Origin of the sequence: Phormidium yuhuli AB48 (assembly GCF_023983615.1) — a bacterium.
GTDB classification, from domain to species: Bacteria; Cyanobacteriota; Cyanobacteriia; order Cyanobacteriales; family Geitlerinemataceae; genus Sodalinema; species Sodalinema yuhuli.
The window spans coordinates 2,963,101-2,985,447 of the sequence record NZ_CP098611.1 but is presented as its reverse complement, the minus strand read 5'-3'; the positions used below and the strand labels follow the sequence as shown (position 1 = coordinate 2,985,447).

At 50.8% G+C, this 22,347-nt stretch carries 17 protein-coding genes; 3 read left to right on the top strand and 14 right to left on the bottom strand.

The annotated features are described in order from the left end of the window. Positions 1-35: 35 nt before the first annotated feature. From NEA10_RS12750 to fni, 6 genes are all read right to left on the bottom strand, one after another. Positions 36-815 (bottom strand): ParB/RepB/Spo0J family partition protein, encoded by a 780-nt coding sequence (locus NEA10_RS12750; protein WP_252660862.1) that lies wholly within the window; start codon positions 813-815, stop codon positions 36-38. Between the two features lie 42 nt (positions 816-857). After that, positions 858-1,631 carry a hypothetical protein gene (locus NEA10_RS12745; RefSeq protein WP_252660860.1) on the bottom strand — a complete coding sequence of 258 codons (774 nt, stop codon included), beginning with the start codon at positions 1,629-1,631 and terminating at the stop codon, positions 858-860. Between the two features lie 79 nt (positions 1,632-1,710). Further along, positions 1,711-2,541 carry a hypothetical protein gene (locus NEA10_RS12740; RefSeq protein ID WP_252660858.1) on the bottom strand — a complete coding sequence of 277 codons (831 nt, stop codon included), beginning with the start codon at positions 2,539-2,541 and terminating at the stop codon, positions 1,711-1,713. Between the two features lie 153 nt (positions 2,542-2,694). Further along, positions 2,695-5,739, bottom strand: coding sequence for a calcium-binding protein (locus tag NEA10_RS12735; protein ID WP_252660856.1), 3,045 nt, complete (start codon positions 5,737-5,739; stop codon positions 2,695-2,697). Between the two features lie 205 nt (positions 5,740-5,944). Then, positions 5,945-7,750 (bottom strand): signal peptide peptidase SppA, encoded by a 1,806-nt coding sequence (gene sppA, locus NEA10_RS12730; protein ID WP_252660854.1) that lies wholly within the window; start codon positions 7,748-7,750, stop codon positions 5,945-5,947. A 31-nt stretch (positions 7,751-7,781) separates the two neighbouring features. Continuing rightward, positions 7,782-8,831, bottom strand: coding sequence for a type 2 isopentenyl-diphosphate Delta-isomerase (gene fni / locus NEA10_RS12725; RefSeq protein ID WP_252660853.1), 1,050 nt, complete (start codon positions 8,829-8,831; stop codon positions 7,782-7,784). Between the two features lie 93 nt (positions 8,832-8,924). Between fni and bchM the strand changes: the two genes are divergently transcribed. Continuing rightward, positions 8,925-9,611 (top strand): magnesium protoporphyrin IX methyltransferase, encoded by a 687-nt coding sequence (gene bchM / locus NEA10_RS12720; protein ID WP_252660844.1) that lies wholly within the window; start codon positions 8,925-8,927, stop codon positions 9,609-9,611. A 166-nt stretch (positions 9,612-9,777) separates the two neighbouring features. On the opposite strand, the gene NEA10_RS12715 is transcribed toward bchM, so the two are convergent. Then, the gene (locus NEA10_RS12715; RefSeq protein WP_252660842.1) at positions 9,778-10,857 is read right to left on the bottom strand and encodes a mechanosensitive ion channel family protein; all 1,080 of its coding nucleotides are present in this window, start codon (positions 10,855-10,857) and stop codon (positions 9,778-9,780) included. Positions 10,858-11,113: 256 nt separating this feature from the next. Between NEA10_RS12715 and NEA10_RS12710 the strand changes: the two genes are divergently transcribed. Then, the gene (locus NEA10_RS12710; protein WP_252660840.1) at positions 11,114-11,281 is read left to right on the top strand and encodes a hypothetical protein; all 168 of its coding nucleotides are present in this window, start codon (positions 11,114-11,116) and stop codon (positions 11,279-11,281) included. A gap of 347 nt (positions 11,282-11,628) precedes the next feature. Here the strand turns inward: NEA10_RS12710 and NEA10_RS12705 are convergent, their stop codons facing one another. The 3 genes from NEA10_RS12705 to NEA10_RS12695 form a co-directional block, all read right to left on the bottom strand. Next, positions 11,629-13,017 carry a UDP-glucose dehydrogenase family protein gene (locus NEA10_RS12705; protein ID WP_252660838.1) on the bottom strand — a complete coding sequence of 463 codons (1,389 nt, stop codon included), beginning with the start codon at positions 13,015-13,017 and terminating at the stop codon, positions 11,629-11,631. Between the two features lie 145 nt (positions 13,018-13,162). Continuing rightward, a complete protein-coding gene (locus NEA10_RS12700; RefSeq protein ID WP_252660836.1) occupies positions 13,163-14,098 on the bottom strand; it encodes a UDP-glucuronic acid decarboxylase family protein in 936 nt (311 codons plus the stop codon). A gap of 112 nt (positions 14,099-14,210) precedes the next feature. Continuing rightward, positions 14,211-14,897, bottom strand: a complete 687-nt coding sequence (locus tag NEA10_RS12695; protein WP_252660834.1) for a RibD family protein — start codon at positions 14,895-14,897, stop codon at positions 14,211-14,213. A gap of 332 nt (positions 14,898-15,229) precedes the next feature. Between NEA10_RS12695 and NEA10_RS12690 the strand changes: the two genes are divergently transcribed. Next, positions 15,230-18,568, top strand: a complete 3,339-nt coding sequence (locus NEA10_RS12690; RefSeq protein ID WP_252660832.1) for a hybrid sensor histidine kinase/response regulator — start codon at positions 15,230-15,232, stop codon at positions 18,566-18,568. A 22-nt stretch (positions 18,569-18,590) separates the two neighbouring features. On the opposite strand, the gene NEA10_RS12685 is transcribed toward NEA10_RS12690, so the two are convergent. The 4 genes from NEA10_RS12685 to NEA10_RS12670 all read right to left on the bottom strand — a co-directional run bounded on the left by NEA10_RS12685 (position 18,591) and on the right by NEA10_RS12670 (position 22,333). Continuing rightward, complete coding sequence (locus tag NEA10_RS12685; RefSeq protein ID WP_252660830.1) at positions 18,591-20,282, bottom strand: methyltransferase domain-containing protein; 1,692 nt, start codon at positions 20,280-20,282, stop codon at positions 18,591-18,593. 79 nt (positions 20,283-20,361) lie between these two features. Then, positions 20,362-21,138: a cobalt ECF transporter T component CbiQ gene (gene cbiQ, locus NEA10_RS12680; protein WP_252660828.1), complete on the bottom strand. Its 777-nt coding sequence runs from the start codon at positions 21,136-21,138 to the stop codon at positions 20,362-20,364. A 24-nt stretch (positions 21,139-21,162) separates the two neighbouring features. Further along, positions 21,163-21,807 (bottom strand): cobalt transporter CbiM, encoded by a 645-nt coding sequence (gene cbiM / locus NEA10_RS12675; protein ID WP_252660820.1) that lies wholly within the window; start codon positions 21,805-21,807, stop codon positions 21,163-21,165. Between the two features lie 7 nt (positions 21,808-21,814). Beyond that, entirely contained in the window at positions 21,815-22,333 is a 519-nt protein-coding gene (locus NEA10_RS12670) for a carboxypeptidase-like regulatory domain-containing protein (protein ID WP_252660818.1), read from the bottom strand. Between the last annotated feature and the right edge of the window lie 14 nt (positions 22,334-22,347).

Sequence of the window (22,347 nt, the reverse complement as noted above, 5' to 3'; positions counted from 1 at the left end):
TGTTCCCTGTTCCCTGTTCCCTGTTCCCTGTTCCCTCAAAACACCACCACCGAACTCCCCCTAGCCCGCCTCATACACTCCGCCAACAACTGCCTCCGTCCCTCCCGCAACCGAGGATTAAAATAACTTTCAAATATTGTCCGTACAATCGGCAAATCCATCTCCTCATACGCCGCCCCCGCCAAACCTGAAAGGGTATCATGAGAGATAAAATACGTATCCGGCAGCGAAACGACCGGCAAACTCGTATAGCCCAACTCCACCAAAGCCGTTGCCCGATGTTTCCCCCCCTCAATGTAGAATAAAAAATCATCATCTTTCAGCAAGAAATAGCCACAAATATGAGGATTCGGATGGCCATATTTCTCTGGCTGATAGCCCTCAGACTGAATCGAATCCAACACAGTCGTCAAACGTAACTTTTCCCGATTGAGTCTATCAGGACGAAGGGGACCTAGATGTTGATTTTTATGTTTTTTCCGTTCCTTCACATCCGGCACAAAAACAATACTATAGTGCCAAGGTAACTCCAAAGAATTCCAGGGACGCTTATCGAATCCCAGAGTCAACGCTTCTAGAGTATTTGGGGGCTGATAAGCATGATAAAACTCATCCAAACTCTCCCCCAGTTCAAAAAAATTAAGAAATGGATGTTCTCCCTTCGTATATCGCCAACCATAGCCCCACACACACTTCTCAATCGGCACATTAAAATAAAACCGATGGGAGTCCCGGGAAACAGTTAGTAAACCAATATCCTGAAATTCAATGGGATGTCCTTGCTTATACGGTTTGAGCGGCTTTTGATAAACCATCGACAATAATTAACAATGAGTAATTTAGCAATTTATCTTGAATTAGCCTAGCCAAGACTTGAGGAGAGAGATACGTTTTTCTCGCAAACTTTCATCAAAATAGCCCTCAAAAATTCGATAAACCGTCGGCAGGAGACTTGCATCATAAACCGTCCCCGCCAACATCTCAAGATGCCGAGGAGAAATTAAGCGGGGAAGTCGTGGCACAAAAACACTAAACGTAGCCGGTAAGCACGTATAGCCTAACCTCAACAATGCTGCTGCTCGATGTTTCCCGGCTGCAACATAGAACACAAAATCATCATCATTGACCATAAAATAGCCACGAATATGCTCATGTTCCCCCTGTCCTCCCTGATACCCCACTGTTTGAATTGACGTCATCACCGTTTGTAATCGGGTCGTCTCCAACTCAAGCTTTTCAGGACTCACCGGTCCAAAATGCTGAGTACCAATCCCCTCAAAAAAGGGTTCCATCGTTATCGGTTGAGCCGGTTTAATCGTACAACGCCAAGGGATATAGAGCGATTTCCAGCCACCATGTCCCGGCTCAAATGTCAAGGCTTCTAAAGCACTTTTCGGTTGATAATAGTGGTAAAACCTCTCTAAATTATGCTCCTGCTCATACGCATAATAAAAGGGATTTTCATCCTGAGTATAACGCCAGCCATAGCCCCAAATACATTTCTCTAAGGGAACATGAAAGCAAAAATAATAGGCATCATGAGCGAGGGCTAAAAACCAAACATCTTTAATATCAATGGGCTGTCCATCTCGATATAACAGCCGAGAGGGAAAATTAGGGTCTGAACTCATAACTCATCGAAATCGTCATGGGAGTTAGAATGGACTGTTGTAACTCGGTGTCCTCTGTGACTCTGTGGTTCCCCTTATCTCAATCAGACTCCAACTGTGCCAAACGCAGCCAATCCGTCACATATTCTCGGCGGCGTTGACGCAACGACTCATCAAAATAACTCTCAAAAATCTCTTGAACTACCTCTCGTTGACTCCCATCATAGGCAACACCCGCCAAAAAATCCAAATGCCAAGGAGACACCAGACGCGGCATACGTGGTGCAATGGAGGTAAACGTAGCCGGTAAGGTTTGCGACCCTAATTCTACCAGAGCCGCCGCTCGATGTTGCCCATTCACCACTAAAAAGCGAAAATCTTGGGCTGTGACCAAAAAATACCCAAAAATATGTTGGTCAGGAGAGGCATAATAACTGGTCATATAGCCCATATTGCGAATTGATTGCAGGACCTCCCGCAGCCGAAACTTCTCCAAATTTAGCCGTTCAAGACTCACCGGGCCGCAGTGGGGACGACCATGTTCAGGGCCTAACTTATTTTCCCCAGAAAATGGTTTTGGCTCAAGATTCACGTACCAAGGCGTTTCTAGGGAATCCCAACCTTGAGCGGTATTATCTAAGGTTAAGGCTTGCAAGCAAGTCTCGGGGCGGAAGTGAGTGTAAAACTGGTCTAAACTTGCCTCACACCTAAAAAACGAATTGAGGGGGTTTTCTCCTTTTAGATAAGACCAGCCATAGCCCCACACACATTTTTCAATGGGAACCTGGAAGTAATACTGATAGGAATCTCGTCCCATCGTCAGAAGTTTCACATCATCTAACCCAATCGGTTTGCCCCGGCCATACATCTCCAGATGAGGGGAGTCATTGAATATCTCTTGCATCCGTGGGTTTTCGATGGGATTGAGCATGACAAAAAGTTGACGAGTTACAGAACATCACGACGGGAAGTTCATGATAGAGGCATGATATTGAGAACAGCCCCCAGTTCAGAGTTTCTCCAGAGTGATGGAGACAACGTCAAGGTGGGGGCTGTAACTCGCAGATGCACGGGGTATTCCTAATTAGAACAAGGTCACTTGGTCTTCACCAATAGACTGAATGGTCACGAAGTCATTCGCCACCGTACCACCAACGTCACCCGTTAAGTTTACACCCGGTAAACGAGCGATGAGTTTGGCACCACCTTCAAAACCAAGGTAGAGTCCTTGCGCTTCAAGGTCAAAGAAGAGTTGACCTTCGGCGTTGAAGTTAATCTCTGCTGCGTCAAAGGCATCATTTGAGCCAATACCGCGAACAAAAGACTCAAAGAAGTAGCCCGAACCATTGAGGACGTTATCAAAGTCGTTGTAGTCCAGACCAGCACCCGACCCATTAGCAATGACACCGTAGAGTGCGCCTTGGCCACGGAACAGCTTCACAGACTCAGAGCTAAGAGTGAACTGACTACTGTCGAGGACAATTTTGTCCCGGCCCACCTGGAAGTTGTTGAGGGTATCAATCCCCACAGCCCCCGAGAAGACCCCTTTCGTGAAGCTGGTACCGCTCGGCGCGCCATCGGCACTGGTTCCATTCGCACCAATGAACTGACCATTAGTGCCCACAAGTAGGTTACTACTACTCAAGCCGGTTCCAACATTGATATCACCCGTGCTCCCGAGACTGATGAAGCTGTTGGATTGGAAAGACCGGAAAGACTGTTGTAGGGTAAACCCGGTTTCAAAAGCGGAACGGAAGAGAACGCGGTTGTTCCCACCTTTGCTTAGGTCGATAAAGTCACCATTGGCGACCCGAGAGAAATCTAGGGCAATGCTGGAGGCTGTTGCTCCCTGAATTTGGAAGCCATTGTAGGTACTGGTCAATGCCTCGAAGCTGACTGCACCACCGTAGATGACATCATTACCAATACCAGCGGTGATAATGTCACCAAAGCCTGCCCCTTGCATCACGTTGTTACCGCCGCTGACGCTGATGTTCAGGCTCACGGAAACAAAACTGCTGAAGGAGAAACTGCTGAAGGAGAAACTGCTGAAAGAGAAACTGCTGCTAACCCCAAGGACGTCATTTCCATCACCACCGGTGATAGAGATAACCTCTTGTTCGGCTTCAGGATTCCCCTCTTCGTCCAACATGGGACTGAGAGCATCTAGGATGATGCGGTTGTCACCGGATAAGGCGGTGAAGCTGGCACCGGAGTAGGCGAGACTGACATTGACGCTGCTGGAGACGCCACCAATGATAATCTGTCCACCCTGAAAGACCTCTGTCACATCAATTTCGCAGGATTCACCCTCACTGAAGTCAAAGATTCCTCCGTTCTTGAGGGAGTGGGCTTTGACTTTGTTTTTCCCACTCTTGCCTTTACCGCCTTTGACTTTACCAGAGACAAACCCTTCAAAGGTTAGGTCATTGTCACCGGCACCAAATTCGATGACACCGGTATCAATAACAGAGCCGGACATCTTGAATTTGTTCTTGCCTTTCCCAGCCTTGATAGACCCCTTGACATCTTTGCCAATGAAGAAGGTGTTGTCACCATCGCCAGTCTCAATAGCACCCGAGACGCTACCCAGGTCAAAGAAATTATTGCCATTACCGGTTTTGGTAACCCCAGAGGCATCGCCGGTAATCTGGATAAAGTGGGCACTATTGTTGTTGAGGGTAACCCCACCGGTTATCAAGGAGATGGAGCGGCTTTGCTCACCGGTAAAGAAGAAGTTTCCATCTCCTTGCACCACGTCTTGAGCGCCGACGGTCACAGCAATGTCACTCATCCCAGCATTAACACCAATGTAGGTGTTGACACTAGCGCCGCTAAGGTCCGCTTTGATGAATTGACCGGCGGTGAACATGAAGGTGTTATTACCACCACCGCCTTCGGGACCGCCGATGAGAGTATCCCCAGGGCCACTTGCACTGGCATCGAGGGTATCATCTCCAGGACCCCCCATCAGAACGTTCTTGCTGGCTTCCCCTTCAGCTAACTCAATGTCACCGAGTTGTGCGGTGATGGTGTTGTTTCCGGCGTTGCTACCGGTGGTGAAGTCATTACCGCCCCGTAGGGTGTTGCCAATGCCAATCCCAATGATGGTGTTGTTACCGAAGTCACTCTTCATTGTGGGATTGTCACCCCAGAACTCGGAGTCTTTGCCGGCCAGCATCAGGGTATCACTGCCTTTATCACCGAAGGCTTTGATTTGCGCGGGCAGGGGTAGGCCAGCACCGCCGGTTCCGACGAGAAAATCGTCACCAAAGCCACCAAAGAGGGAGACGCCGATGCCCACATTGATGCCAATGGCTAGGGTGTCAGACCCGGCGTTACCAAATAGTTGGTGATTATTCCCCCCGGCGACGTAGAGATAATCATCTCCGGCGTCACTACCGCTAAAGCCACCTTCTAAGTTGGCATCACCGATGAGGATGGCACCATCGACTTGGCTGCCTTGCACTTCCACCGTATCTGACCCCTGACCTCCCGCGAGAATCGGGTTATCAGCGGTACTGTCGCTACCGACGGCGACATGGTCATTGTCTTGTCCGCCATAGAGACTATCAGGACGGTCAACACTGAGGGAGAGGAGACTATCGAGACCCCGGTTACCAAAGAGGAAGTTGTTTCCTTCTGGACCACCGACGATATAGTCATCGCCGCCACGGCCGGCCATGGTGTCACCGCCGACGAGACCGAGGAGGGTGTCATTGCCACCACCACCGACGAGGATGTTTTGGCCCCCTTCGGAGATGAGGATGTTATCACCATCGTCGGGTGCATCGTCCATGTCGCTACCACCGAAGAGGGTGGCACCACTGGCCCGGGCAACGAGGTAGTCGCTGCCTTGGTCTCCAAACATTAAACCCTGGCCATTTTCATTGACCAGGGTATCGTTACCGGGACCGCCAAAGGCAATGTCACCAATCCCACGACTGCGGATGTAGTCGTTGCCTGCGTTACCGAAGAGCGTGCTGCCGGGTTCACTGGCATTGAGGGCACTGAGGATGGTGTCATCCCCTTCCAGACCATCAATTACACCGACAGCAGTTCCTTCCAAGAGGTTATCGCCTTCGTCCCCAAGGAGAAGGTTGTCGGGATTTTCTAGAATTGTAGTCACAAGGTTTCATCCTTACTAAGATGTGGATGGACGGCCCTGCAAGGGCTAAACGGAGTTTAGACTTGGGCTTGCGCCACCCGAAATACCCTCAACGCCTTAGAGGGTTGGGAAGGGCCTTATTACTCAGTCGTTTTTTCCGGAATTAGAGTTCCCAAGCTGAAGATATATCCCTCAATGTCCTCTTTCCCTGTTCCCTGTTCCCTGTTCATTCAATTTCAATGTCAAAAGGAAGCCGCATATATAAGCCTCGGGGGTCGTTGTAGGTGGAGAGGTCGCTTAACTGGGTTTCCATTTGCTGACGGAAACTCTCTAAGGGTTCAGGTAAGACAACTTGACTGGAGGAGCCAAAGAGTTCTTCTAGGAAGCGTTCGGCGAAGGGTCGGGTGCGGGGATATTCTCGAATCGTCCATTCTTCTCCCAAGTCAGCGGCCTCGGCAGCGACTTCAATTGCCATTTGTAAGCCGCCAACCCGGTCCACTAAACCAATACGCTCGGCAGCTACCCCTGACCAAATTCGACCTTGGGAGGCTGTTTCAACTTCATCGGGGGAAAGGTTGCGCCACTCGGATACTTCAGTCGTAAAACGTTGATAAATTTGGTTGACAAAGCGTTCTAAAAGTGCTATCTCTTCTTCGGTTTTGGGACGAGAAATGGTTTGAGTATTGGCGAGGGGCGAAGTTTGAACCACATCCCAACTCAGACCGACGTTTTCACTGAAATCTTCGATATTAAAGAACAGCCCAAAGACCCCAATTGAGCCGGTAACGGTATTGGGTTGGGCGATGATTTCGTTGGCGGCCATGGAAATCCAATAGCCTCCGGAGGCGGCCACGTTGCCCATGGAGACAATCACTGGCTTTTCTTCTCGCAGTAGTTCGAGTTCTTCTTTAATTACTTCTGAGGCGATCGCACTCCCGCCGGGACTATTGACTCGCAAGACGACGGCCTGGATATCGTCATCAAACCGCAATTCCCGTAGTTTCTGGGCAAAGCGATCGCCCCCAATTTGACGAATTTCTCCCTCCCCATCGACAATGGGCCCTTCAGCATAGACTAAGGCAATTTGGCGATCGCTCCCCGGGGCCCCGCGTCGAGTTTGGGTGGGATTGAGATGTTGAATATAGGTGGCTAAACTCAGCCCCTCAAAGGACTTCTCCTCATCCCCGACATTACTGAGTTCCCGTAAGCGATCGCGAATCTCCACGTCTTGAGCGACGCGATCGACAAATCCTTGATTAACAGCTTCATCGGGCAATAACACCCCCTGAATATTAGCAATGGTTTCAAACTCTTGGGGACTTAGGGGACGATGGTCACTCACCGTCTGAACAATCTCAGACCATAAATCCGTCAGATAGGCCTGGAGTTGTTCGCGATTTTCATCACTATAGTCACTGCGAACAAAGGTTTCCCCAGCGGACTTATAATCCCCCCGACGCACTACCTGAACCCCAATCCCCAACTGGTCTAACGTGCCGCTAATGAAGGGAGTTTCCGCACTTAAACCATTGAAAACAGCGGCCCCGAGGGGAGCGATTGATAGTTCCGTGGCCACAGAGGCCAGATAGTATTCCCGTTGATTCCAATCGCGATCGTGGGCAATAATCGGTTTACCGGTTTCCCGAAATCGGACCAACGCCTCCCGCACTTCCCGCAAGTTAGCATAGTTGGTCGGCATATCCCCGGAACGCCCTTTCAGATAGACAGCGACAATGCGATCGTCATTACTCGCCTGTTCCAAGGCCTCCAGCACATCCAACAGGGGCAGTGTTTTATCCGTAGACCCATCCAAGGCCCGTTGCAAGGCTTGTCCGGGGGTAGCTGTGGCGCGGCTATCCTGAATATTCAGGTTCAAATCCAAGACGAGAACGGAATCCTCCTTCACCTCAGGCCCACGAGGTGCTTGTAGGGAAGCGGTAATGAGGAGAATCGCTAACCCTCCAACGCCAATTGCAGAAAAGAGAATCAGTCCGGCGACGGTGGCAACAACATTTTTGAGAAAATCACGCATGACGTTGGGGGTGCAAGTTAAACGGCTGTCGTTATTTTAGACGCTCCAAACTATCACTGTGCCGTAATTCCTCGATATTGGCGTTGCCGGTGCAAAATAAGACGGTGGCCAATTCGCTCTTGAGTAAGTCCACCAGTTGATTGAGGGTCTCGGGAGAATCGGCAGCCGCTTTGAGGAACGGGCTAGCTAACCCCCCTAAGTTGGCTCCCAGGGCCAGGGCTTTGGCGACATCTAAGCCGTTGCGCAAGCCCCCCGAGGCAATCAGGGGAATATCGGGAAATTGCGATCGCACCTGCACCAGACAGTCCGCCGTCGGGATACCCCAATCGGAAAACAGGGCCCCCAAACGACGCTGACGGACATCCTGGGCCCGTTTCCCTTCCACCTTGGCCCAGGAGGTTCCCCCCGCACCCGCCACATCAATGGCCTGAACCCCCACATCAATTAACCGTTGCGCCATCTCTCCTGAAATGCCATTGCCCACTTCTTTGGCAATCACCGGGATGGGCAGCAAGTAGCACAATCTCTCAATTTTGTCAAACAATCCTTTAAAATTCTGGTCTCCCCGACTTTGAACCGCCTCCTGGAGAGGATTAATATGGAGAATCAGGGCATCGGCTTCCAACATGGCGATCGCCCGCTGACATTGGTCCACCCCATAGCCATAGTTCAACTGAACGGCCCCAAGATTGGCAAACAGGAGAATATCCGGGGCCAGCGATCGCACATCAAAAGTATGACTCAACGCCGGATTCTCCACCGCCACCCGTTGCGATCCGACCCCCATCGCCAACCCTTGGGCCTGAGCCACCTCTGCTAAACGTTGATTAATCAGTTTGGCCGCTTCCGTTCCCCCAGTCATCGAGGAAATGAGAAACGGGGCCTGAAGCGATTTCCCAAAAAACCAAGTCCGTAAGTCAATCTCTCCCAAATCCAGTTCCGGGAGACAGCAATGGCGGAAGTGATAGCGTTCCAACCCAGTCCCCAACTCACGAAACTCCACATCATCCTCCAGACAAATCCGCAGGTGATCCGCTTTACGGGATTGGGTTTGCTCAGACTCAGCAGCGTTGACAGTCATTGCGATCGCAATTAGCTAACAAAAGGGGTCTAAATTAGGATAACGTATGGGTTTGTAGGGCAAACCTCTTTTTTTCACCACCGATAACAGACGATGATTATCATTGACGAAAAAAGCATTGTTAAGGAATATTTCAATACCACGGGTTTTGACCGTTGGCGACGAATTTATGGTAAGGACGAGGTCAATAAGGTCCAACTGGATATCCGAGAAGGACACCAGCAGACCCTTGATAAAGTCATCGGTTGGCTATCGGCCGATGGCAACCTCAGTCAACTAACCCTCTGTGATGCGGGGTGTGGTGTAGGGAGTTTGAGTTTGCCCCTAGCAGAAGCGGGAGCAACGGTTTACGGCAGCGACATCTCGGAGATGATGGTAACGGAGGCCCAGGAACGCGCTCAGGCTCAACTGAGTGACAGCTCCCGCGTCACGTTTGAAACCTGCGACCTCGAAGAAATTTCGGGTCGTTTCCACACCGTCATCTGCCTGGATGTCCTCATCCACTATCCCGATGACAAGATGGATGAGATGCTCTCCCACCTCTGCTCGTTAGCGGAGTCACGGGTGATTTTGAGTTTTGCGCCCAAAACCCCCTGGCTCACGGTTTTGAAGAAAGTCGGCGAACTCTTCCCCGGGCCCAGTAAGACCACTCGCGCCTATCAGCATCGTGAAGCGGATATTCTGGCTATCTTTGCGAAAAATGGCTTCCAACCCGCCCGCACGGAAATGACCAGCACTCGTTTCTATTATTCTCGTTTAGTGGAATTGGTGCGGGGTTAGGAGTCTCACTCGTGTCATGGCTGAAGCCGTGACACGGGGGCTAGGCGGCTCTGCCTGAGAGCGGGAGGCAGAGCCTCCCAAGAGACGTTCCCAGGCAGAGCCTAGGAACGAGGAAAGAGGAAAATTGCCTTCTGTTCCCTGTTCCCTGTTCCCTGTTCCCTATTCCCTATCCCCCTTGCAAGGCATTGTGATAAATGACCTGAGTGGGATAGGCGAACTCGATGCCTTCAGCTTCAAAGCGACGTTTGAGTTCTAGATTAATGTGTTGTTGAGCATCCATGTACTGGGCGAAGTCACTGCTGTTGACGTTGTAGACCACTTCGTAGTCGAGGCTGAAATCCCCGTAGGCTAGGAAATGAGCGCGATCGAAGGTGATGGTTTCGATGGGGTCGATGATGTCTTGGATGATTTGGGGGATTTTTTCGAGCTGTTCGACCTGGGTTTCGTAGGTCACCCCCAGTTTGAAGACGATACGGCGGGTTTGCATATGTTTGTAATTGCGGATGCGGGACCCCGTTAGATCGGTGTTGGAGATGACCAGCCGCTCCCCGCTCAAACTCTTGAGACGAGTGGTTTTAATGCCGATGTATTCGACGGTGCCGATGAAGTCGCCGACGATGATGAAGTCCCCTAACTCGAAGGGGCGATCGAAGACGATGGAAAAGTAGCTAAAGAGGTCTTGCAGGAGTCCTTGAGAGGCCAGGGCGATCGCAATCCCCCCAATCCCCAGACTGGCAATCATGGCTGAGACATTGAATTGCAGATTGTCCAGCAGGAAAATAAAGCCGATCGCCCAAACGACCACTCGAATGGCAGGGACGAGAGAATTTAGGGTCGGTTGGATATTGGGGTTGTTTGCCTTGATCCCATATAGGATTAAGCCATATTGAATGACGGAGACCACAAAGCGAATGGCGATAACCGTGAAGGCGATCGCCCAAACCCCATCTAAAAGCCGATCCAAAATTGGATGCAGCGTTAAGCCATTGAGGGCAACATAGAATAGCCCCAAGTAAAAGATTGGAATCAGGGCCCGCTCGACAATTTTAATGAGGCTATTATCTAAGCTGGCATCCGCTTGCCGTAGCCATGTTTTAATGCGCCCAAGAATAACATTGGCAACAATCTTGATGATAATCAAGCCAATCATGATAATCCCGAGGGCAATGAGATAGTCTAAAACTTGATTGCCCAGGATTTCTTGCTCGATAAATTGAGTGAAAACGTCCGGTGATTCTGTTGGCATAGGTTGAACTTCTCTAAATGTCAGGAATCATTAACATAACAAATTTCTCCTCGATTCAGGCTTAGGTGCGATCGCGCAATTGGCGCTCTTGACAAATTCCCCAAAGGCTTATCCCGAGAGATTTCGGGGCTTTCAGGACTTGTGACCTTGCCCATCGGGAGAGAGTCTGTCGTACATTGTTAGTACAACATACCGATGGTGTATAATACACTAGACCACACAAAGCGTGCTTGTCACTCAGTAAAAACCTCACATTATGGATACAACACAGGAACGGAAGCTAGCATCTTATCTCGCAGTCGGCGAGAAGTCTGTTGAGTTTTCTATGTCCCTATCGCTGCGCCTGAAGCGGTATCTCTCAGGATCTGTTGATCTCCTTTTTGATGTCTTGCACCAAATTGAGCGGAATTTAGACACCCCCTAATCGACGATTCCCAGGCGCTCCTAGCCCCCTCCTCTGGTCAGGGATGCTGGAGTTCGCTTCTATCACTGTCGTTGTGCCATAGACCCTTCTGGCTTGGGTGAGGTCAGGGTCTGTGCTGGGCGATCGCGCCTCCTGAACCTCCCACCTTTGGGAACGCGATCTAGACTGTGTTTTTGCTGCGTGCGATCGCCTCTCTGACCCCCTTCCGGGGACGCCATCCCCACCCAACCCCCATCGAGTCTCACGACTCCCTCCTCGGATGGCTGCCAACAAAATCCCCCCAGTGCGAGACTAGGGGGATATCATGGCCGGGCCTAACCCAGCCGAATTAGAAGCTCTAAACCGCTCTAATGACCAATTCCCACATAGCGGAAGCCAATGGCCTCCAACGCCGTGCGGTCGAGGAAGTTACGGCCATCTACCATAATCGGACTATTCATCAACTTAGCCATCTTGGCGTAATCGAGGTCGGCAAACTGTTGCCAATCCGTCACCAACACCAACGCATCACAGCTATCAGCGAGCCGTTCTGGGTCCGTCTCCACATACACCCCAGAAAGCCCCGAGCGTAGGCCCGTTTGCGAGACAATGGGGTCATAGGCTTTCACCTTAGCCCCCAGTCGGTTTAGATTCTCAATCAACACCAACGACGGCGCATCCCGCATATCGTCCGTATCCGGCTTAAAGGTCAACCCCAACAAGCCGATGGTTTTCCCCTTGAGAATCTTCAACTCCTGTTGCAGTTTCTCCAAGGCCATCAACCGCTGACGTTGATTCACCTCTACCGCCGACTTCAGCAATTGAGCATCATAGCCATAATCATCCGCTGTATGAACCAAGGCCGAGACATCTTTGGGGAAACAGGAGCCACCCCAGCCAATCCCCGCATTCAAGAACTTATTCCCAATCCGGGAGTCTAGGCCAATCCCTTTCGCCACCTGGGTCACATCCGCACCCACGCGATCGCAGATATTAGCCACTTCATTGATAAAACTAATCTTGGTGGCCAAGAACGAGTTGGCGGCGTACTTAATCATCTCCGCCGAACATAAATCCGTCATCACCACCGGAACCGGGGGTAACTCCTTATTTTCAGCCACCTCACGATTGACAATGGGTGCATAGAGTTCCTGCATCATCGTCAAGGCGCGATCGCTGTTACTCCCCAAGACAATGCGATCGGGGTTAAAGGTGTCATACACCGCCGACCCCTCCCGCAGAAACTCGGGATTACTGACCACATCAAATTCCACCTCAATATGCTCCACCAGGTCTTCCCCAGTTTTGCCAGCTCCTACCAGGGATTTTTCCCGTTCTGCAATGCCATCGAGCACAATACTGCGTACCCAGTCCCCAGAACCAATGGGAACCGTGGATTTATTGACAATCACCTTATAGCCTTGCTTCAAGTGAGCGCCAATTCCCCGGGCTACCGCTTCGACATAGCGGGTATCACTTTCGCCGGTGGGTAACGGCGGCGTTCCTACGGCAATAAAGAGAACATCCCCATGAGAGACGCCGGCCTCCAAATCCGTAGTGAACTCAATCTTGCCATTTTGAATGGCGCCAGTCATAATTTCCGACAATCCCGGCTCATAAATGGGCGATCGCCCCGCCTTCATGGTTTTGACCTTTTCCTCGTTGTTATCAACGCAGATCACCTCATGACCGGTATGAGCCAAACAGGCCCCCGTCACCAAACCCACGTACCCGGTACCAATCACACAAACACGCATAGCTGTTTCGTCCTTAAACCTTAAAAAACTCTAAAAAACGTCGCCACGACTGAGCGTTAGCAAGCTGTCGTCCACTAGCTTAATCGCAAACTCCAGCCATCCCCAATCTGCGGCTTGTATGTCAACACACCCGGACAGTCCTAATTTACGTCAAGCTCAGGCGATCGCGGAAATCCGCAATGGTTTCTTTAAGTCCTTCTTCCAGTTCAATCGTCGGAGTCCACCCCAGCCAGTCCTTGGCCCGTGTAATATCCGGCTGTCGCTGTTGTGGGTCATCCTGAGGAAGTGGCTCAAACTGAATCTCCACATCGGGGTTAATCAGCCGCTGAATCGTCTGAGCCAGTTGCAGAATCGTGTACTCATTGGGATTGCCGATATTCACCGGCCCAATATGCTCCTCATTGTTCATCAAGCGCATCATGCCCTCAATGAGGTCTGAGACATAGCAAAAACTCCGAGTTTGCTGGCCATCCCCATACACCGTTAGAGGAATCCCGCGTAGCGCCTGAACAATAAAATTACTCACCACCCGTCCATCATTTTCCTGCATTCGCGGCCCATAGGTGTTGAAAATCCGCATCACCCGGATATCGACGTTATTCTGACGGTGGTAGTCAAAACAGAGGGTTTCAGCAATACGCTTCCCCTCGTCGTAACAGGCACGGATCCCAATCGGGTTCACATTCCCCCGATAGGCTTCCGTTTGTGGGTGAACATCGGGGTCTCCATAGACTTCCGAGGTCGAGGCCAATAACAACCGAGCCTTAATACGCTTAGCAAGTCCTAACATATGTAGGGTTCCCAAGACGCTAGTCTTCACTGTTTTCACCGGATTGTACTGATAATGAACCGGTGACGCTGGACAAGCCAGATGATAAATCTGGTCGACTTCGACCCGAATCGGTTCAGTAATATCATGGCGAATCACCTCAAAATAAGGAGAGTCCATCCATTTGAGGATGTTGTGCTTGCTCCCGGTGAAAAAGTTATCCAGACAAAGGACTTCATGTCCTTGTTCCATCAGGCGATCAACGAGGTGGGAACCCAGGAATCCCGCACCACCGGTAACTAATATTCTCATTAACAACACTCTCAGGAAAACCTGACCTCTACCCTAGCCTGCGATCGCTCAACTGTCTAGTTTCCAACCCTCTGGCCCCGGTCAAGAGTCATTCAGCTATTCCTAGCGACTGCTAAGGGGAATCTCGCTGCACCTGATAATGCAGAAACACCTCATCCTCAACCCGGTTCACCTCCAATAACCGTAAGCGGGGAGCGCGATCGCGAGCGAAACCCAAACCATCCACCGGCGTCGGGGCCTGACTCCCCCCAAAAATATAGCCACAGACCGTCAACCACAACTCATCCACCAATCCCAACTCAAACAAACTCGCAATCAACGTTCCACCCCCCAAGACCGCCAGCCGTTCCACCCCCAAGGTTCTCAACCTCTCGAAAGCAGCAGGAAAATCCACCCCATCCCTTGAGGTTCCCCCGGTCAGAACTTGGTCAAAACCCGAATGAGTCTGCCAAAACTCAGCCCCCTGAGGGGTCGTCAAGAGCCAGCGGGGAATCGGCTGTTGAAAAAAGCGTAACTCCGGGTCAATCTTCCCCGAAGCCGAACAAACAATTTGAATCGGCTGTGGCGGTTTTCCCGCCTCCTGTCGAGCCGTCAGTAACGCCGGAGTCTGAACGCGCATCGCCGTTTCCCCCGAGCGCAACGTTCCCCCTCCCATTAACACCCCATCTGCCTCAGCCACCTGCTGTTCCAAATGCGTATAATCAACAGAAGAGCCGAAGGTCACCCCCGAGCGTTTGACATCAGAAATTTTGCCATCAGCCGTCATGGCTAATATAACTATCGTGTAAGGACGAACCATAGGAGGATTTAACATAAGGTTGAGATGAACAGCCCCAGGTCTTAGAAATTTCTTGACCGGATAACAGCCTATCGTGAACCTTATCCAGATAGCCAGTTAAGCCATCTACCCCGGGCCATTTTCGCCAAATGTTGTCAGTTAACTCCCTCAGCTCCCGTATTCGGATGGAGATCCTCCGTAGTTTTACTGAAGCAACCCTCCCGTCTCTCTCAAAAGAACCGCTATCCTAGAGGGGGGACTCATTCTGAACCACATGACTGCCCCTGTCGCGAGAGGTCTTATCTCGCAAGTCCGATTTCCTTGTCCTTTTTTTGCCTTTTTCCCCTGTCGTTATGCGTCAACTGATGCGTCAACTCAAAGGTCGTCGCTTACCCATCACCGCTAAGCTCACGGCCACCATCGCTTTGTCAGCTGTGATCAGTGTAACTACTGTGACGCTGTTTTCACTCCATCGCCAACGACAGGTTTACCGAGAAGAACTCGAAGGCCAAGCGGCCCTCATGTTGGATCTCGTGTCACGTTTAGTTGCTGCTCCCCTAGCCAGTGACACCGGTGACACCGTGACCGAACTCCAACAAATCCTGGAGGGTCTAGAGACGGAAGAGAGCTGGCTCACCGTTACGATTTATGACGAAAATGGCCAACGTCTTTTAACCTTAAACGCAGAAGAGGACTCCCAGGCGGAGATTCAATTAGGGTCTGAAATTTTAGCCAGTGGAACGCCCCTCTTTGAATGGGAACGCGATCTCCTTCATTCAGGACAAACCATCGCCTCAGGAGCGGAAACCGTGGGAGCGCTCCAGTTAGATTTTCCCATGACTCGCTTCCGTCAAGGACAGAATAAGACCCGCAACAGTGCCATCCTTCTGGGGGTCTTATTAACGGGGGCTGGGGTTGGGGTGGCGGCATGGCTCGGCCGTTCCCTGGGCAAACCGCTCCAGGAACTGGCCCACGCCAGCCAGTGGGTCGCGGAAGGGGAGTTTGATCGCGCCATCGATGATGACAGTGCTATCCAACAGCACCGCACTCGCCCCGACGAAATTGGCGATCTCGCCTTGGCCTTTGCTCGCATGACCTCACAAATCCGCGATATGGTCTTATATTTGGAACAACGGGCTGAGCAAGTTCAGAAAAGTGAACTGAAAAATCAAGCTCTCCTCGAAGCTATCCCAGACACCATGTTTCGCTTGCGCACTGATGGCACCTATCTCGATGTGCAGGCTGATAAGGATCAGCCACTTCTCTTATCTCGCAGTGGTTTCTTAGGTAAAAGTCTCTATGAAGTGTTGCCGAAAGAAGTTGCCGATCTCAATTTGCATTATGCGGAGTTAGCCCGTCAATCCCGAGAAGTGCAAATCTTTGAATATGCTCTTGATATCCCGAATCGCAAAACGGGAGAGATCCGATTGCATAACTTTGAGGCGCGGATTGTCACCAGTGGGGAGAATGAAGTCCTAGCAATTGTTCGCGATATCACGGAACGAAAACGCTATGAGGCAGCCATTGAAGCCGAGCGACAACAATTGCGACAAATCGTTACCCAAGCCCCAGTAGCTATGGCAATGATGGATAGCAACATGTGCTATCTTGCCTATAGCAATACGTGGCTGAGTGATTTTAATCTGGAGCAAGAGCCTCTAATTGGCAAATGCCATTATGATGTGTTTTCAGATTTGCCTGAACGCTGGCGAGTGTTGTATAACCAAGCATTACAGGGAGAAATTGTCAGCACTCCTGAGGATATTTGGGAACGGGATAATGGGGTGCAACTTTATTTACGCTGGGCGATTCATCCCTGGTATACTTCAGATGGCCAGGTGGGGGGTGTGGTCATTGCGAGTACCCAAATTAACGAACTGGTTCAAGCCCGGGAAGCTGCATTAGAAACCGCCCGTTTGAAGTCTGATTTCTTGGCAAATATGAGTCATGAAATCCGAACTCCGATGAATGGAGTGCTGGGGATGACAGACTTGTTAATGACCACCGAGTTAGATGAAGAACAATTAGAATTTACGGAAGCGTTAAAGACCAGTGGTGAGCATCTTTTAAATCTAATCAATGATATTTTAGATTTTTCAAAACTAGAAGCAGAAAAACTACGATTAGACCGTCACACCTTTAAATTAAAGTCTTGTTTGAATGAGGTTTTAAATATTTTTGTGATGCAGTCAAAAGAGAAAGGAATATCTCTGAAACTGCATATTAACCCTAATTTGCCGGCTCAACTCTCGGGAGATTCCCGTCGTCTGCGACAAGTGTTAATGAATTTAGTGGGGAATGCCATTAAGTTTACGGATCGCGGCTCTGTCGCCATTGGGGTCCGAGCCATTGGCTCCAAACAAGGGGTTCTTGGGGACCCTGGATCAGATGAGGGTGAGTGTGAGAGAATTTTAACCCTACAATTTGCGGTGCGTGATACGGGAATCGGCATTGCTGAGGGCGATCGCAAGTATCTATTTCAGGCCTTTTCTCAGGTAGATGCGTCAAGTACCCGTCGCTATGGGGGAACGGGTTTAGGGTTAGCCATCTGTCGTCAGTTGGTGCAGAAGATGGGGGGACAAATTTGGGTGGAAAGCGAACCCAACCAAGGCTCAACCTTTGTTTTTACGGCACAATTTGTTGAGGTCTCACCCCCAGAAGATGACCCCAGTCCAGCGGCGACGGAGTCCCTGGCTAACTCAACTGGGGTTACCGAAGCTCCCTCAGAGACCCCAGAATCTCTCTCAGCTGACGTCTCAGCTCCCTCCACCCCTATCCCGGTAGACCAACAGTTGGACGTAGGGGAGATCTCGGCTCCTCCCCCGGCGGCGCGGGCCACGGCTTCAGTCCCGGCTAAAGTCCTTGTGGTGGAAGATACCCACATTAACCAAAAAGTAGTCATGAACCAGCTCAAGTTACTCGGGTACAAGGCCGCGTGTGTTAATAATGGCCAAGAAGCCTTAGACCGGCTTCAGCAAGAGCGGTTTGATATGGTGTTAATGGACTGTCAAATGCCGGTACTGGATGGATACCAGGCAACGCAGCGTTTACGTTTGCGGGAGAAAGACAGCGATCGCCATATGGTGGTTGTTGGCCTGACGGCTCACGCCATGGAAGGCGATCGCGAAAAGTGTTTAAATGCGGGGATGGATGATTATCTCGCCAAACCCGTCACGATGGAAAAACTGAAATCTGTTTTGGAACATTGGATGACAAGAATCGAATCATCACCTGTACATCAGTCCTCAGCTCTTTCTCAGAATGGAGCCACTGTAACGTCTAACCCTTCAATATCAGCATCTATGGCAGATTCTACCCCGGCAAAGTCCGACATTTACATTGACTGGGATCGTCTTCATGAGGTTTCTGGCGATGATCTCGAATTTGAATTAGAACTCCTCGATTCGTTTATGGACTCGGCCCGAGAGTATGTGGCGGGTGCAGAAACGGCAATCATAGAGGGAGATTTAGAAACGTTTTCACGGCTGATTCATCAGATTAAGGGGGCCAGCGGCAATGTGGGCATTCCGGACATGATGAAATTAGCGGGAACCTTGAATGAACAAGTCAAACGGCAACCGACCGATCCTAAGGTCTTACAAGAGGCTAAAGCGGGAGTCAAATGTTTGGATCAGATGTTGGATCAGGTCGCAGCCGTTATGGGTAGCCTGGCCCAGGAACTCCAAGCCTAAGGCCCTCAGTCAGTTAAGGGGTTTAGAATAATTCAGGAGTCCGCTGTTTCAAGGCTTCGTTAAGTTCTGGGAGGCGATCGCGCATCTGGAAATACCATTTGGCTCGGTCTTGAGCATGATGTTCCAAGAGACGATTCTGGGCAACCCACTGATAGGCGGCTTGTCCAAGCTGTTGTCGTAGGGTAGGGTTGATCAGCAACTCTTGGAATTTGGCTGCGAAGTCCTCGACCGAACGGTACAGCAGGCCGGTTTTGCCATCTTGAAGACTCCTCTCATAGACCGTTGGGCTAGCGAGGACGGCGACCCCCTGACCGGCACATTCAACAAATTTGAGGTCAGACTTCATTTTGTTAAAACGAGTGGGTTCTAGGGGCAGCAGGGCGACGGTACTCGAACGCATCACCTGCTGATAGTTGGCATAGGCACAGAAGGGAGCAAAGGCTTTGTGAGGGGTGTTGAGGGCCTCGAAAAATTGTCGGTCATGGAGAACTTTGACGGAGACGCGATCGCCCAGTTGCTCCAGAACTTGGTTGATGGCGTCGATGAGAGGTTTCCAATCCTCTTCTCGGTTTAAGGCTCCGAAAAAGACGGTAGCCGTCTCATAGTCGCTCTCAAGGCGAGGTTTAGGCAGTTTGGCGAGCTGGTTGGGAAAAACCTTGACGTAAGGGTTATATTGACGCAAAAACTCTGCCAGTGGCTCAGTGGAGGTTTGCACACAGTGACAACTGCGATAGGAGAAAAAGCCGTTATCCGAGGGAGTTTCCCAACGTAGGGGGTCATCATCAATTTCTGCGACAATCAGATAGTCCCGCTGAAGTAAGTTTTGCTGTTGTGTTAGGGCAGTTTCGGGTTTCAGCAGGGCCCGTTGCCAGATGAAGACTTTTTCCTCATCGGCTTCCGCTAGACTGAGGGTAGCATTGCGAACCGAGGAGATAGCTCGTACTCCCGTGATGCGGTTACTAAACTCGTCAGGATCTAAGACACGGATGCGATCGCAGGCCAATGGGGCCATCATGAGGGTTTGGATAAACAGCCGCCGTTGAGTTTTTACCCCGGTGAGAACGTATTGATGAGATTCTGTGAGCAGTTTCAAGCGCTTGTGATCCAGCTTCAGGTGTTGGGCCAGGGGTTCGAGTTGGGAGTAGAAGGCTTCAAATTCTTCAGGGTTATGGGACAAAATACGGCTAACCCCTTTGACGATTAACCCGGCATCGGTAAACATCGTCTGCATACTGTCCAGGGTGAAGAAGCGCAAATGGGTGCGATCGAGCAGTCCCTCATCTTCATACTCCCATTTCCCCTGGATGAGATTTCGCAGAATCGTCCAATGCTGGATATTGGGAATCGAGGCCAAGACGTAACCACCGGGTTTGAGCCAGGAGACATGATGATTGAGAATCTTCCAGGGGTCGTGTAGATGTTCTAAGACATCGCCATAGATGAGCGCATCACAACTTTGTGGAGCAATCCCTAACTGGCTCTCATCGGAGGTCTCGACATTGAAACATAAGGCGCGATCGAGCCGGTCTTGGGCGATGTGAACGGCCTCTGGGTTTAGCTCTAAGCCGATGTATTCACTATTGGGATTGTCTTGTTTATAAGCGGCTCCTAGAGACCCGGTTCCGCAACCTACCTCAATGATGCGGCCGAGGTTTTTGGGGATACTTTCGAGCAGTTGATGATTGATACGATCGTAGTAAGCGGGAACCGTCATGAGTGTTTAGATAAGGGTCTCAAAAGAGTTAGATTGGATGTTAGCTGGGGAACAGTCGTCAGATATGAGGATGACGGTCTTAAGCCGTTTCCAGGGAAAGCCAAATCTGGGCGATAACCAATCCAGCGGCTAGGAGCAACACCCCCCCAAGGGCGATCGCATCCCAAGGCTGAATCGGCAGAGTCAACCCTTGTGCTGGCCGTTGGCCATACCCTCGCAGACGCATCGCCTGATACACCTGTTCCGACTGTTCATAACTGGTGACGAGGAGAGTTCCCGTCAAGGCCGCCAGCAGCCGCAGGGTTCGCCAACTGAACTGCTTAGGGTTGAAACCTCGAAGTCTCATAGCCGTTTGCACCTGTCGTAGGCGATCAAGCAAATCATAGAGATAACGGTAGAACAGCAGCATCATATCAGTGATGAGACTGGGAACCCCGAGCGATCGCATCGCCCGTAAGCTCGTCGCCAGAGAACCCGTCCCAAACAGCACCAGGGTCACAGTGACAATACAGACAAATCGCACCACAATCGGTATAGCCGCTAAAATTCCCTCCCAACGAACCTGAAGCCATCCCAAGTCTAGCAAGACCGTTTCGCCCATGCTCAAGGGCAACATCACCACAGCCCCCAGCAAGAAATAGCCCGGATAATGCAGCCGCTGACGTAAGTATGACCCCGGCAAGCGGGAGAGTTTATAGAGAATCCCCGTTACCAGGAGCATCACCAGCAGCAGTCCCGGAACCTCCACAGCAGAAAAGGCAAAAATCAGGGCCATGAGCCCAATCAGCTTACAGCGAGGTTCCCAACGATGAATGGGAGAGTCCAGACCGGCATAATAATCAATTTCATGTTGCATTAGAGAGCGCCATCCAGTCGTCTCCTAAAACCCTTCAATTAAACCCGGTTTCACTTGTTTTAAAAACAAGACCAACATCGACGTAAAGGCTCCCTCAATAAAAATCAGCGGAATTTGAGAAATCATCAAAACCAAAGTAGCCGATCGCTCTAAATCGGCATCAAAGTCAGCCGGAATAGTCGTCACAATCAAGCCAAAGAAAATGAGAGTGGATAAAGCAACCCCCACCCCACCCGCGACAAAGGCCACCAGCCCCAGCCGACGCCGCGTGTCCCCACCGAGTAAAAGGCGATATTTAAAGAGAGACCCGGACAAGAGAGCCGGAAATGCCAACATTGCAGCATTAACCCCAAGGGTACTCAAGCCACCATGTTGAAACATCACCGCTTGGAAAAATAAGCCCACCACAATCGCCGGAAACGCATAATACCCTAACAGCACCCCCAGCACTCCATTTAATAACAAGTGAACACTCGATGGAGGAATGGGAACATTGATTAACGAGCCCACAAAGAACGCCGCTGTCAGTAATGACGTTTTAGGGATATGTTCTTGAGGATTCTCATAGGTTCGACTGATTTGTCGTAGAGAAAACCAAAGCCCACCTCCCGTTAGTGCGTAGCCAGCGATCGACACAGGTGCTGGGAGAAATCCATCGGCAATGTGCATGGGTCACCTAAGACTCAGAAGACGACGATTGGGGACGACGACTGAAATAGAGAGCCGTCCCAACACAACCCCAAACCACAGATGCCCCCGTCAAAAGCCGTTGGGGCAAGGAGGTATCCGCCAAGCCAGCAAACAGAGATGACTCCGATGAGTCTTCCGGGGAATCTGCCCTGGGCGTCTCTGCTTGAGGGGTTGAGTCATCCAGGTTAATGGTAATCATATCCCCATGTCCAGCCTGGCGGACAGTCACAGTCCAATTGCCAGACTCTTGAGATTGGGGACGAAACTCATAGCGTCCAGCATCATCAGTGGTTCCCGTACTCCAAGGTTCTCGGGGATCATCGGGAGAGTAGATCAAGATTTGAGCATTGGCCATCGGCTCACCGGTGTCATAGGTTGCCGTAACGGAGACCGTTGATTCCACCTCATACCTGAGTTGAGCGGCATGAGCGAGGGCGGCCTGGGTTGGACCAATGACCCCCAGTCCGACGACGGCAATAATCCAGTTCCACTTGAGGGATTTCATGAGCACAACTTGTG